We start from the raw sequence: 14,485 nt of genomic DNA, 5'->3' as shown, positions 1-14,485 counted from the left end.
ATTCATATCTACTTCTAAAAAATAAATTTACTTTTATGAAAAATAATAAACTATTCATACTAATCATCATATCACTAATTATTGGTGTAACTTTAGGTGGAATTGTACATTATCAGTATCCTGATTCAATTGATTCTTTCTCAAAAAACATAAAATTACTTGGTACTGTTTTCATTCGTTTGGTTCAAATGATTATTGCGCCATTAGTGTTCTCCACTTTAGTAGTTGGAATTGCTAAAATGGGCGACATGAAAATGGTCGGAAGAGTTGGAGGAAAAGCCATGGCTTGGTTCATTTCTGCTTCTTTAATTTCGTTATTATTAGGATTGGTTTTGGTGAATTTTTTCGCACCAGGGAAAGGAACTTCTATACAATTAGATGACACATCTGCGGCGTCAGAATTACTAGAAAACTCTAAAGGTTTCTCCTTAGAAGAATTCGTAAAACACGTTATTCCTCGTAGTTTGTTTGAAGCATTTGCCACCAATGAAATTTTACAAATTGTAATTTTTTCTATCTTATTTGGTGTGGCTTTGGCAGCATTCAGCAAAAAAGAAGCAAAACCAATCATCAAATTATTAGACACAACGGCTCATGTAGTTTTAAAAATGGTTTCATACATTATGTGGACGGCGCCATTAGGAGTTTTAGGTGCGGTTGCCAGCGCAATTGCGAAACACGGTTTTGAAGTTTTTGAACTTTACGCTAAATATTTAGGTGCGTTTTTAGTCGGAATTATTGTGCTTTGGTTGATTTTATTGACTGTTGGCTATATCATTTTAGGAAAACGATTATTTGTATTGTTACAACGAATTAAAAGTCCTTTGTTAATTGCTTTTTCAACTACAAGTTCAGAAGCGGTTTTCCCGAAAATGGTAGAAGAATTAGAGCGTTTTGGTTGTCAACCTAAAATCGTATCGTTCACATTACCTCTAGGTTATTCTTTTAACTTGGACGGAAGTATGATGTACATGACCTTTGCCAGTATTTTTATTGCTCAAGTTTACGGAATTGAAATGACGGTGCCAGAACAACTTACCATGCTTTTGGTTTTAATGCTAACTAGTAAAGGAGTCGCTGGAGTTCCAAGAGCTTCATTAATTGTTGTGGTTGCTACTTGTGCGATGTTTGGTATTCCGCCAGAAGGAATCGCTTTAATTTTACCAATTGACCATTTTTGTGATATGGCAAGAAGTATGACAAATGTATTAGGAAACGCACTTTCAACAGCAGCAATTGATAAATGGGAATCGAAACACGAAGCGAATAATGAAATCGCTAACGACTAAAGGTTTTCAAAATAAACACGGAAAATAAATAGCGATACATAAGTTACCGCTAAAAAAATAAAACAAATGAAATTTAATTCAGACCTATTCAATATTTTAAAATCGAACTTTTTTATACAAGCTCAAGAAATTGACCAAGAATTTAAATGGACACAACTTTTTAATCCAGAATTTTATATTAATTTAGAATTAGGTGGTGTTCCTATTGGGATTTACGTAGTTTTATTTATCATTTTTGCTGAAACAGGTTTGTTCATTGGGTTTTTTCTTCCTGGAGATAGTTTGTTGTTTTTATCAGGAATATATGCTGAAGGTTTATCAGCACCTTTAACGTTTTTACCACAAGGTTATTCACCTGTGTTTATAGTCGCGACTTTAATCGCACTATCTGGAATTATAGGAAATATTTTTGGATACTGGTTTGGATCTGTTTATGGGAAAAATTTATATCAAAAAGAAGATGGCTTTTTCTTCAAGAAAAAATACTTATACCAATCAGAAAGTTTCTTTCAAAAACATGGTGGTGTGGCGATAGTTTTCGCGCGTTTTTTACCAATCGTTAGAACATTCGTACCTATTATTGCTGGAATTGTTCACATGAAAAAAAGCAAATTCATGTTTTATAATGTATTGAGTTCTATTTTATGGTCATTTATTTTAGTTTTCTCTGGTCACTATTTATATGGCTTATTTTTAGAAAGATTTGATATCGATTTAAAACATCATATCGAAAAAATTATCATTATTTTAGTTGTTGCTACAACGCTACCTTTAGTAATGAAAGCAATAAAAAACAAGAAATTAGAAAGTCTTGATGAAACTGGCGATGAGTAGTTTGAACTAATTTCTCTTAGAAAAATAAGTTATGCAATTAAGCTATTGGGAAATAAAAAATTGGTTCTCCAATGTTGATTACACCATTGTTGGAAGCGGAATTGTCGGTTTACATACGGCAATTCGCTTGAGAGAACGATTTCCTAATGCTAAGATTTTAATTTTAGAAAGAGGCATTTTACCGCAAGGTGCGAGCACCAAAAATGCTGGTTTTGCATGTTTCGGAAGTGTATCTGAAATTATTGACGATTTAAAATCGCATTCTGAAGAAGAAGTCATACAATTAATTCAAAAAAGATTTTCGGGTTTACAATTACTTCGTAAAAACTTAGGTGACGAAGCCATAAACTACAAACCTTTTGGTGGTTACGAATTGTTCTTAAAAGAAGACGAAGCCCTTTACAACGATTGCATTTCCAAAATTCCTTTCATAAACGATATTGTTCGTCCGTTATTTAAGTCGGAAGTGTACTCAAAAGTTTTCGATAGATTTGATTTCAAAAACACCTTTGAATATTTAATTTTCAATGAATTTGAAGGTCAAATTGACACAGGAAATATGATGCAGGCGCTATTAAAAAAAGCCATTCAAAACAATATTCTTATTTTAAACAATCAAACGGTTTCAAAACATCAAGATTTGAATGATGGTGTAGAAATTATAACAAACGACGTAACTTTTAAAACCAAAAAACTACTTTTTACTACGAATGGTTTCGCTGCGGAATTGACAAATAATGAAGTCAAACCAGCTAGAGCACAAGTTTTAATAACGAAACCCATAGAAAATTTACATATCAAAGGAACATTTCATTTAGATCAAGGGTATTATTATTTTAGAAACATTAACAATCGCATCCTTTTTGGCGGTGGAAGAAACCTCGATTTTGAAGGCGAAACCACAACTACATTAGAAACTACTGAAATAATTCAAAATCGCTTGCAAGATTTACTAAAAAATGTAATTTTGCCTAACACTCCTTTTGAAATTGAACATCGCTGGAGCGGAATTATGGGCATTGGAAATTCAAAAAAACCAATTGTACAACAAATTAGCAACCATGTATATTGCGGTGTCAGAATGGGTGGAATGGGCGTTGCCATTGGCAGCTTAATCGGACAAGAATTAGCAGATTTAATATAAAATTCATGAAAAAAACTTTACGATTATTTTTATTATTATTATTAACTAATATTGCTTTTTCACAAACAGCAACTTTTGATATTTCCGGAAATCTTACAATTAACGGAATCTCTGGTATGTGGTGGTCTTATAAATATAAGCCAACTGGAACATCAAACTACATACAAGGTCCACAAATCCAAAACTCAAGTAGTGCAGTAATAAAACTCAATCCATTTATATCTTGGGACATAAGTGTTGGTTATTACAATATTGCTGGGTACTATACATGGGGTTCAGACTACACAACAAATAGCTCCTATCAAACAATTGCACCTAAAACAACAGGCTATAATTTTAATTTTGATACTTCTGCTTTAGATGAAGGTTGGCGAGGATATAGATTACAAAACACAACTGCATTAAATAATTCTAATATTATTGAAAGTAATTATATCACCTATGGAAATACTGGAAAATCATTATTGTGTTTTTGGCAGTCAGGCTATGGCTCACTGCTAGTTTCCCCTAAGATTTCAGATTTAGCAACGGACAAGAAATTTTCAATTTATGGTAATGGTTATCAAGGAAGTTATAGTGTCGTTTTAGGAACTATGTCTAATCCTTACGACCAAACTACTTTTCATCCTTTAAAAACTGTAACACTTCAAGGCCCTTCATTTCAGAAAGTTGAAGTATTTATGAATAACTATACAGGTTCAGATAATTACATTGCAATTAAAACTAATGGTAATGGTGGTGATGTTTATTTTGATAACTTTAGTTATGAGCAATCTGTAAATTGTTTCGATAACACTAATTTAAATGTTACTAACGTTGATGAACACAATGCCACAATAAACTTTAATGCGGATGTTGCACAAAATTCTTGGGAGATAAATTTAAAAAATGTTACCAACAATATAACTGAAACTTTTACAGTAAATAGCAATACTTATATTCTACAAAATTTAACCGGAAATACATCATACGAAGTTAAAGTAAGAGCAAACTGTGCTCCAAATCTATATTCAAATTGGACACCAATACAATCATTCTCAACAGTCTGTTCTCAAATTTCAGCAGGTTATGAAACTTCATTTCTAGAAAAACCTTATATAGATCCATGTTGGAAATTGATAAATAATGGTATTTATCAAGCTCCGATTGGTGGAAACACAAATGTAACCGCAAGAACAGGAAGCAAGTACATCAGAATACAACAAAATTCTACAACCCAAGCAAATTATTTAATAACACCTTATATCAATGATTTAGATACTAATAAAAGAATCAAATTTTATTTAGTATCTGATGGGAATGGTGATTATATTGAAAACACATTAACAATTGGGACAATGTCCAATCCAAATGACGCTACAACATTTGTTCCAATTAAAACCATTTCGCCTCTTGAAATGAATGAAGTTAATGGATTTCAAGTAAACAACTATTGGAAAGAACATATTGTATATTTTGACAATTATAACACGAGTTTAAATCATAATTATATAGCTATTAGAGGCGATATTTCACAATATAATTCTATTTTTCATATAGATGATTTCAAATATGAAAACACACCTATTTGTAAAGAACCTGTAAATTTACAAAATGAAAAAATTACCTATAATTCAGCTGTTGTAAAATGGGAAAATTACAACAATATCAATACTGGTCAATGGGAAATACAATATGGAATTAGTGGATTTACTATTGGCTCAGGAACAACAATTACTACAATTACAGATCCAACTACTTTAACTAATTTATTACCTGATACTACTTATGATTTTTATGTAAGAAGTAAATGCGGAACTAATTATAGTAATTGGTCAGATCGAGGCACATTTAAATCAAAATGTGAAGGTTTTACAATTGGATATACCGATAATTTTGAAAGTGGAAATTTCGATACCAATACTTGTTGGTCTAGATTAACAGCACCAATTAGAGAAGACTTCTTTTCAGCTGATTCTCAAATATCTTATGTACCTGCTGTAAATAATCAAACACATTCGGGAAGTAAATCAATCAGAGTACATCATACCTCATCCTATCATGTTTTAAATAATATTTCTAAAAAAATATTAGTTTCCCCAAGATTTTCTGATTTAAACAATGAAAGAATAATTTCATTTTGGGGATATTTATCTTCAACTACTGTAAATGCAATTCAGGTAGGAACACTTTCAGATCCAGATGATTATTTAACATTTACTCCATACAAAAACATCACAACGAATTTAACCATAAACCAGTGGAATAAGTATGTTGTTGATTTTTCCGAATATTATGGCTCTGATAAATTTATTGGTATTAGATTAGTAAACACTACAACTTCAAACAATGTATTTTATATTGATGACTTTGAATATTTACTTAATGATTGTACTAAACCAAGTTCATTAAGCGCAACACAAACAAATTCTGACAGTGTACTATTAAATTGGAACACCAATAATAATAATAATCCAATAAATTGCGAAATTGAATATGGGCCAGTCGGATTTACACCTGGTACCGGAACTCTTGTTTCCACTACAACTAAACCATTTACTTTATCTGGATTAACAACTAATACGAGTTACCAATTTAGAGTCCGAAATTTATGTTCAAGCACAATTAATTGGAGCGAATTATATAGTTTTAAATTATCATGTTATGTTAACAGTCCATTTAATGAAAATTTCGACCAATATAACGCCACTAATTATGAGTATTTAACAAACTTTTGTTGGACAATTAATACAGATTCCAACCAAAGCATGGGAGGTGGAGTAACTAGTAGACATATAAATAATTATACAAGTTCACCAAATGCTGCATATATAACAAATTATAATACAGAGAAAGACATGTTTCTTATTTCTCCATATTTAGCAGATTTTGATAATAACAAAAAAATTAAATTTTGGGTTTTCAGTACTAACAAACCAATAACAGTAGGCACAATAAGCAATCCTTTAGATTTAAATACCTTTGAAGCATTTCAACAATTTCAATTAACAGACATTCCGTTGAATGGAAAAGAAATTCTAGTAGATTTTTCAAGTTATACAGGTTCGAACAAAATGATTGCAATTAAAGTTGATAGAAAACTAACAACAAATAACGTTCAATCAGTTAGTATCGATGATTTTAAATATTCAACTATAAATACATGTAAAGAACCCGTTAACATTCAATTTTCAAGTATTACTAATACCGCAACAAACATTAAATGGGATAATTTAAATGGAGAAAATGTACAAATAGAATATGGAATTCAAGGTTTCACTATTGGAAGTGGTCAAATAGTAACTACTACTCAAAATGAAATTTTAATTTCAGGATTAAACGAATCAAGCACTTATGATTTTTACTTTCATACCATTTGTAATGGAAATAATTCCGACTTAATTGGACCGAAAATAATCAAAACTACTTGTCAGCCCTACTCAATTCCTTGGTTGGAAAATTTTAATCAATTAAGTGCTTATGGAACTAATATTTTACCATCATGCATGAACGTTTTAACACCAGGTTTTATATCCAAAAACACTAATCAAACTATTTATTCAAATTCATTTTATAATCCTGACCAACTCTTAACCGGTAATGGTGATACATCATATATATGGTGTAATTCAAACGGAAAACCAACTATAACATCTCCATCATTTAATTTAATTGCAGGTGTCTGTTATAAATTTAGCATCGACGCGAGAAAAGCATACGAATATGATTCTCAAGGAATTAGTATTTCAGTTGGAAAAGGTAATGAGACCCATTATATGGAATCTAGTTTGTCAAGAAATGGAATTCTTAGCGAATACGATTACAATACAAATTCATTTTTCTACACACCAATTGAAAACGGAACATTTACTTTTCTTATAACAACAACTAGTGGATCAGCTACTAGCAATATTGTTTTAGACAATTTCAATCTTGTTGAAGGATATAGTAACCTAATAAGTAATCCTGTAATTTACAACAACAACTTCACTAATAATGAATTGATTTTAGAAAAAGCTACAAATTCAAATATTATACAAACAACTATTTTAGGGAATTTAAAATTAAAAATGAATGGTGGAACAACAATAATTGAAAATTTTAACGGAAGCGATTGGCGAAAAAATCAATCAAGCATATCAAAAATAAATTTCAAAATAAATGCGCCTACAGTAAATCCTTTAGTATTAAAATTTGATTTAAAACAAACTTTCAATACCAACAATAACGAATCTTTGTTTAGAGTTGTAGTAAATGGAAATCAAGTTGGAAATATTATTATGCCAACAACTAATAATTCTGATAGTTATCTTACACATGAATTTGATTTATCAGCATACAGAAATGATGATGTTTATATCTCATTACAACACATTGGAAAATCAGGAAGTGGAACAGGTGACAATGCTATAATTGACAACATAGAAATTACTAATTTTTTAAGTTCTGAAGAATTTAGTTTTAAGAATTTAAAAGTATACCCAAATCCAACAAAAGATTTAATCAATATTCATAATTTTGATGTTATTAATAGTTATGAAATTACAAATATAAGTGGTCAAGCAATTGAAAAGAAAACAATCGAAATGAATGATTTTCAAATTAATATTGATAAGTTACCTACAGGAATTTATCTATTAAAACTTAATTTAGAAAACAACTCAAAAACGGTAAAAATAGTTAAAGAATAAATGGCAATAAAAAAAACAACTCCAAAACCTAAAGCAAAACCAACAAAACCTAAAAGCACTGAAAAAAAAGGATTTTTCGGTCAATTCATGCGTTTCTTCTGGAAGGCTTTTATGTGGTTTAATATTATCAGTCTGTTTTTTGTAGTATTATATAAATTTGTTCCTGTTCCATTTACTCCATTAATGGCGATTCGTTATTTTGAAAATTCTGCAGATGGAAAAGACATTGAAACCCAACACGATTGGGTGCCATTAGAAGATATTTCTAAAAACTTACAAAAAGCAGTAATTGCTAGTGAAGATGGACGTTTTTTCGAACATAGTGGTTTCGATTTTAAAGCCATACAAAAAGCCGCAGTTGGAAACTTCAAAGGAAGAAAATTAAAAGGCGGAAGCACAATCACGCAACAAACCGCTAAAAACGTTTTTCTTTGGCAAGGAAGAAGTTATATCCGAAAAGGATTAGAAGCGTATTATACTTTTTTAATTGAACTCATTTGGGGAAAAGAACGCATTTTAGAAGTCTATTTAAATAGCATCGAAATGGGCGACGGTATATATGGCGCTCAAGCCGCAACACAACATTGGTACAACAGAGACTGCAAAAGTTTAACGCGAATGCAAGCTGCAGGAATTGCTGCTATTTTACCAAACCCGAGAAAATTTAAACCTAATGGTTCTGCTTACATTAGTAACAAACAAGCAAAAATTGCCCGATATATTTTAATGACTAAATTAAAATATTAATAAAATCTTAAGATGAAAACTGTATTAATAACTGGTGCTGGTGGTGGAATTGGCAAACAAACTTCATTGTATTTTGCTAAAAATAACTGGAACGTTATAGCCACATTACTTTTTGCAAGCGAAGGTGAAGATTTCAAAAACATACCAAATATATTTTGCTATGAAATGGATGTCACTTCAACTGAAAGTATCGCTTTGGCAACAGAAAAAATACTACAGAATCATCCCAAAATTGATACCATAATTAATAACGCCGGAATGGGCTACAGAAGTTTCGTAGAACTTTCTGAAGATAAAAAAATAGATACTATTGTAAATGTTAATTGGTTAGGAGTCGTAAAAATATGCCGTGCTTTTATTCCAACATTTAGAACACAAAAATTCGGACAATTTATAAATATTACGTCCGTTGCTGGATTGGTAAATTTACCACTTGGGAACTTTTATCATTCTACAAAACAAGCAGTGGAAAGTTTTTCGGAATGCATGGCGTATGAATTGGTTGATTTTAAAATTAGTGTTTCAACCGTTCAATTTGGAAATGCACCAACATCTTTTCAAAAAAATGTGGTAAAATCTGATGCAACAGAAATTGATTCGTACAATAAACTAATGAATAAAATTTCAGATTTATTAGAAAAAAAATCCGGAAAAAACGCCGATTTACCGCAACAAATCGTAGAAAAGTTATTTGCAATTGCTTCAAATCCAAACAAAAATTTCAGAAGATATACTATAGGTTTTGATGCGAATTTCATGAGAATATTACGTTACATTTTAGGATACAAACTTTTCAACGCAGTAATTAGAAAATCTGTCTTTGGCAAATTTTAAAAAAGAAGGGTTTTAGAAAATAAAATTGCTTTCATTTGATGGAAAGTTACTTTCAGCAACTCAAAACAAGCATTTGCCAATTCAAAACTTACCAACTGGAATTTATTTATTAGTTTTAGAATCAGAACAAGTTGGAAATCATAAAATTATTAAAAATTAAATACTATACCTATGAAAGCACTTTTATTAACCTTCTATTTTTCAATTATTGGATTGAATATAGTAAACATCAAACAAAACAATGCCATTATTAGATCAGAAAACATTGAATCTAGTTTTTCTTTAATTAACGACTCAAAAGAGAAAATAAGCATTCATACTGGAACCGGATTTGTATCTTTAAACAAAGGTTCCAAAACTAGTATTGGTTGTAATATTGGAAAAGAAGTGCGCTGGGCAAATGAAGGTAAAAAAGGAAATGTAATTTTCAAAATAACTTCAGAAATGTGTGGCAAAACGATAAAACTATCTGAAGTAGCAAAATAATTTCGCACAACAACTCTTATCAGAACTTAATTTATTTCTGTTAATAGTTTTTATATTTAACTGCTTCAAACTAAAATTTAATATCTAAAAAAATCCTTTTTTCTTATCAGAAAATTCACTTTAAAATAAAATATGTTAAAGATATTTTCACTAATTTTATAAGGAATTTATTTAAACTAATTATTTCATATGCCTAAAAGTGAAATTAATGACGGATTATTATTTAATCATCAGCATTTTAATTTACTAATTAAAATGTACAAATCTTCATTTTTAGATTATAATAACATTGAAGAAATTTACAAAACAATTACTGAAACTGCCGTTAAAGGTTTAAACATAACAAGAGCCAGTTATTGGGAAATTGAAAAACATAATTTAGTTTGCAAAGATCTATTTGATATTACAACAAGAGTTCATAGTTTTGGGGCTAAATTATTTTCAAATGATTTTCCCATTTACTTTCAAGCATTAAAAGATGGAATTGCCATTATTGCCGATAATGTGCATACAAACATTCACACACAAGAACTTAAAGACGAATATTTAATTCCATATGGAATTAAAAATATGCTCGATTTACCCATCAGAAAAGACGGTGAATTAATTGGAGTTTTTTGTTGTGAACACAATAAAGAGAACGGCGTGTGGTCTGAATCTGATTTAGCATTTTCACGTTCTTTATGTGATATTTTAAATCTAATGATTGAACAAGGAAAAAGACGTGAAGTTGAAAAACAATTATTAGAAACCGAAAGAAAAATAAGTTTAATCACCGAAAACTCCAATGATGGATTTGTTTTAATTGAAAACCATCATGTAACTTATGCTTCACCATCTTATGCAGAAATGTTAGGTTTTAACCAAGAAGAAATAACCACTTTTACCACTTACGACATCTTTCATTACATGCATAAAGAAGATGAAAAACCTACCAAGGAATATATTTACAGCAATTTAGCCAAAAAAAACAAATACTTCAAATACCAATTTAGAGTCAGAGGAAAAAATGGAAAATATTTTTGGAGAGAAGATGCCGCTAGTGTTTTGTATGATGAAGAAGGAAATTACACCAAATACTTAATCATTTCACGGGACATTTCGCAAATGAAATCAGCTGAAGAAAAAGCCAATAAACTCTTTTCTCTTTCTAAAGATTTGAATGCTAAATTAGCCGATTTTACACATATTGTATCTCATAATATTCGTTCCAACACGAGTAATATGACTATGTTAATTGATTTAATTGAAGACACAGAAGACTTTTCAGAACAAAAAGAATACTTTAAATTACTCAAACAGAGCAACAACAAACTTTCAGAAACCATTTCGCATTTAAACGAAACTTTAGACCTTCAGTTTACCTCAAAAAAGCGCAAAACAGAAATTTCAATTCTGATAGAAATAAACAAAATTCTTAGTACTTTTGAAGAACAAATTGATTCAGAAAAAATTACTATTGAAATTGACATTTCTACTGATTTAAAACTAAATACCATTCCCACTTATTTTGAGAGTATACTTTCAAATTTAATTTCTAATGCCATAAAATATAAATCAGCAAAAAGAAAACCATTTGTTAAAATTTCAGCTCAAAAAGAAAAAAGAAAAACAGTTATTCTAATTGAAGATAACGGAATTGGTATTGATTTGATTAAAAATAAAGATAAGATTTTCGGAATGTATAAAACTTTTCATAACAATCCAGACGCTATTGGCTTAGGGCTTTTTATGACTAAAAACAAAGTAAATGTTTTAGGCGGAACTATTAAAGCGGAAAGCAATCTTAACGAAGGAAGTGTCTTCAAATTAATTTTATAACTGCTTGCTAATTCAAACCTAAATAGATGACACAAAACTATTCCCTTGCTTACATAATAGATGACGATCCTGTTTTTGTGCTGCTGTTTAAAAAAATTTTACTTAAACTTGGTAAATTTGAAACGATTTTAAACTTTGAAAATGGCCAAATAGCTTTAGATGCTTTAATTGAGAAAGAAAACAATAATGAACCAATGCCAAATATTATTTTTCTGGACATCAACATGCCCGTTTTAGATGGTTGGGAATTCTTAAAAGCCTTAGAAAAATACAATTTTAAAGATAAATTAAATATTTATATGGTTTCTTCATCTATTGATTCTACTGAAATTAACAAATCCAAAAAACACAAATACGTTAAAAATTTCATTTCGAAACCTATTTCTGCTATTGATTTTTTACAAAAATTAGAACATTAAAACTATTTCCATTTAATAGATTCAATAATTTGCTTCATATCATTTTTAATATAATCTACAGCAGGAAGAATGGAATCGAAATTAGGTTTTGAATAAAAATACATACTTGCTGTTACGAAATTTTTAGTACTATCTGTCACATAAAACTGCGCGTTAGTGGCAGCATTCCCTCCTACTTGATAAAACATTCCGTATACTTTTCTGTCTAAATTCACATAAGGTTGCTCCGCAATATCATTGGCTTTAATTACGTGTTCATAGGTTAATTTTTGCGCGTCAGTAAGTAGTTTTTCTAAATTATTTTGAACCGGTTTGTAAGTCAAATACACCGTAGCTTTCATTTTTGGATAATGAATCTCCAATCCACAATTAGAGGTTACTTTTACTTCTGTCAATTCGTTTTTATCAAAATCGAAACCACAAGAATTTGAAAATTTCTTATATTTTGCTGGTGGATATTCTAAACTTAATTGCCCAGTTGGTTTTGGCATTTTTTCATCGCCACAAGAAAGCAAGGAAAGAAACAATATGGTAAAAAAAAGGGAACTTTTCATTTTGGTTTATTTTATTAAAAAAGAACATAGAAAACAGAAAAAGACAAATTATCTTTAAAACCTATTCTCTATATTCTTTCTATTATCTATAATCAATTCTAAAAAATCTAAAAAATTACTCTAGCGAATCAAAATTCACATCTTTAGAACTTGGTGGATTGGTTGTTGGTGCTTTAGATAAATCTGAATCTTTTTTCGTGTTTAAGAAAGTGAATTCTGTAACTTGAATTTCAGTTGTATATTTTGTAGTTCCGTCATCAGCTGTCCATTGACGTGACTTAATACGACCTTCAATGTAAATTTTATCTCCTTTAGAAAGGTATTTTTCACATAATTCCGCGGCCTTATTTCGCACCACAATATTATGCCATTCTGTAGAAGTGATTTTTTCACCTGTAGATTTGTTGATATACACTTCATTTGTTGCTAAAGGAAATCGCCCAATACAACTTTGCGCATCAAAATAATGCATTTTTACTTCGTCTCCTAAATGTCCTATTAGAATAACCTTATTTAATGTACCGTTCATGGCTTGTATCTTTTTATCAAAAATACTAAATATTATTTAGATTGCAATTTTTTCTATAAAATTATGCAACACAATTGGCACTGGTAATTGCTTTACTTCTTGAAAAGTGTAACTTTTATCTATAGAATTCTCAATTTCAATACTATAAAATTTAATATTCAAATGTTGATGTGATAATTTATGCAACACGTCAAACGAATCAAAATAATGGAAGTTTGTAATTAAATATTTATCTTTTAGTTGGGTCAAAATATCATTTTCCTCCATTTCACTTTCCGATTCGATACAAGGAAATTCGTATAAATTTTTCCAAATGCCGTTTTCCGTTCTTTTATTCATTTCATAGTTTTCCGAAGCATCTTTAACTAATATGTAATTTAAAAACCGCTTCGTAACTTTAACTTTTTTTGATTTTACAGGTAATTCAGAAACCTTTTTTAATTTAAAAGCTTCACAACTATCATTAAAAATACATTCCAAACAATTCGGGCTTTTCGGCACACATTGTAAGGCTCCAAACTCCATTATCGCTTGGTTGTGGATATTGGGTTCCGATTTAGAAAGCACTTTTGTAGCTAAATCAATAAAATATTTTTTAGAGGAATTTTGAGAAATATCGTAATCTACATTAAAAACTCGTGATAGCACTCTAAAAACATTTCCATCTAAAACCGCCACCGGTTCATTAGAAGAAAAAGACGCAATTGCAGCAGCTGTATACGTTCCAATTCCTTTTAATTTTAGTAATTCTTCGTATGAATTTGGAAATATCCCATTGTGATTTTCCATAACATATTTAGCTGTAAAATGCAGATTTCTGGCGCGAGAATAGTAACCAAGTCCTTGCCAAAGCTTCAAAATTTGTTGTTCATCAGCATTTGCCAAATCATTTACGGTTGGAAAAGCATGAATAAAATTAATATAATATGGCAAACCCTGACTCACTCTTGTTTGCTGCAAAATAATTTCTGAAAGCCAAATTTTGTAAGCATCAGTGGTGTTTCGCCAAGGCAAGTCTCTGTAATTTTGGTTATACCAATCGATAATTTTAGTTGAAAAACGCATATGAAAATATAAAGCCGTAAAAATAAATCATTTATACGGTTAAATTTTAGTTCATTAAGTTTGAATTTGTATTTTTTTAATTCATATATTTGC

The 14,485-nt window shown here is 29.9% G+C and carries 13 protein-coding genes; 10 read left to right on the top strand and 3 right to left on the bottom strand.

Features of this window, described 5'->3' with window-relative positions; genetic code table 11:
- Positions 1 to 35 precede the first annotated feature (35 nt).
- The 10 genes from UEQ13_RS14965 (at position 36) to UEQ13_RS14920 (ending at position 12,244) form a co-directional block, all read left to right on the top strand.
- On the top strand, positions 36 to 1,289 hold the full coding sequence (locus UEQ13_RS14965; RefSeq protein WP_329807145.1) for a dicarboxylate/amino acid:cation symporter: 1,254 nt from the start codon (positions 36 to 38) through the stop codon (positions 1,287 to 1,289).
- 66 nt (positions 1,290 to 1,355) lie between these two features.
- Positions 1,356 to 2,123, top strand: coding sequence for a DedA family protein (locus UEQ13_RS14960; RefSeq protein ID WP_329807144.1), 768 nt, complete (start codon positions 1,356 to 1,358; stop codon positions 2,121 to 2,123).
- 31 nt (positions 2,124 to 2,154) lie between these two features.
- Positions 2,155 to 3,267: an NAD(P)/FAD-dependent oxidoreductase gene (locus tag UEQ13_RS14955; RefSeq protein ID WP_329807143.1), complete on the top strand. Its 1,113-nt coding sequence runs from the start codon at positions 2,155 to 2,157 to the stop codon at positions 3,265 to 3,267.
- 5 nt (positions 3,268 to 3,272) lie between these two features.
- A complete protein-coding gene (locus tag UEQ13_RS14950) occupies positions 3,273 to 7,937 on the top strand; it encodes a fibronectin type III domain-containing protein (RefSeq protein WP_329807142.1) in 4,665 nt (1,554 codons plus the stop codon).
- Positions 7,938 to 8,684: a monofunctional biosynthetic peptidoglycan transglycosylase gene (gene mtgA, locus UEQ13_RS14945; protein WP_329807141.1), complete on the top strand. Its 747-nt coding sequence runs from the start codon at positions 7,938 to 7,940 to the stop codon at positions 8,682 to 8,684. It abuts the gene before it with no gap.
- Between the two features lie 12 nt (positions 8,685 to 8,696).
- The gene (locus UEQ13_RS14940; protein WP_329807140.1) at positions 8,697 to 9,518 is read left to right on the top strand and encodes an SDR family NAD(P)-dependent oxidoreductase; all 822 of its coding nucleotides are present in this window, start codon (positions 8,697 to 8,699) and stop codon (positions 9,516 to 9,518) included.
- 25 nt (positions 9,519 to 9,543) lie between these two features.
- Positions 9,544 to 9,678 carry a hypothetical protein gene (locus UEQ13_RS14935; RefSeq protein ID WP_329807139.1) on the top strand — a complete coding sequence of 45 codons (135 nt, stop codon included), beginning with the start codon at positions 9,544 to 9,546 and terminating at the stop codon, positions 9,676 to 9,678.
- An 11-nt stretch (positions 9,679 to 9,689) separates the two neighbouring features.
- Positions 9,690 to 10,004: a hypothetical protein gene (locus tag UEQ13_RS14930; RefSeq protein ID WP_329807138.1), complete on the top strand. Its 315-nt coding sequence runs from the start codon at positions 9,690 to 9,692 to the stop codon at positions 10,002 to 10,004.
- A gap of 189 nt (positions 10,005 to 10,193) precedes the next feature.
- On the top strand, positions 10,194 to 11,825 hold the full coding sequence (locus UEQ13_RS14925) for a GAF domain-containing sensor histidine kinase (protein ID WP_329807137.1): 1,632 nt from the start codon (positions 10,194 to 10,196) through the stop codon (positions 11,823 to 11,825).
- Between the two features lie 26 nt (positions 11,826 to 11,851).
- Positions 11,852 to 12,244 (top strand): response regulator, encoded by a 393-nt coding sequence (locus UEQ13_RS14920; protein WP_329807136.1) that lies wholly within the window; start codon positions 11,852 to 11,854, stop codon positions 12,242 to 12,244.
- 2 nt (positions 12,245 to 12,246) lie between these two features.
- Here the strand turns inward: UEQ13_RS14920 and gldD are convergent, their stop codons facing one another.
- From gldD to mutY, 3 genes are all read right to left on the bottom strand, one after another.
- Complete coding sequence (gene gldD, locus UEQ13_RS14915) at positions 12,247 to 12,798, bottom strand: gliding motility lipoprotein GldD (RefSeq protein ID WP_329807135.1); 552 nt, start codon at positions 12,796 to 12,798, stop codon at positions 12,247 to 12,249.
- Positions 12,799 to 12,913: 115 nt separating this feature from the next.
- Positions 12,914 to 13,327 (bottom strand): single-stranded DNA-binding protein, encoded by a 414-nt coding sequence (locus UEQ13_RS14910; protein ID WP_329807134.1) that lies wholly within the window; start codon positions 13,325 to 13,327, stop codon positions 12,914 to 12,916.
- 36 nt (positions 13,328 to 13,363) lie between these two features.
- A complete protein-coding gene (gene mutY / locus UEQ13_RS14905) occupies positions 13,364 to 14,392 on the bottom strand; it encodes an A/G-specific adenine glycosylase (protein WP_329807133.1) in 1,029 nt (342 codons plus the stop codon).
- Positions 14,393 to 14,485: the final 93 nt, after the last annotated feature.

The organism is Flavobacterium facile (assembly GCF_036321945.1).
Lineage (GTDB): Bacteria > Bacteroidota > Bacteroidia > Flavobacteriales > Flavobacteriaceae > Flavobacterium > Flavobacterium facile.
This window is presented reverse-complemented; position numbering and strand designations above follow the sequence as displayed.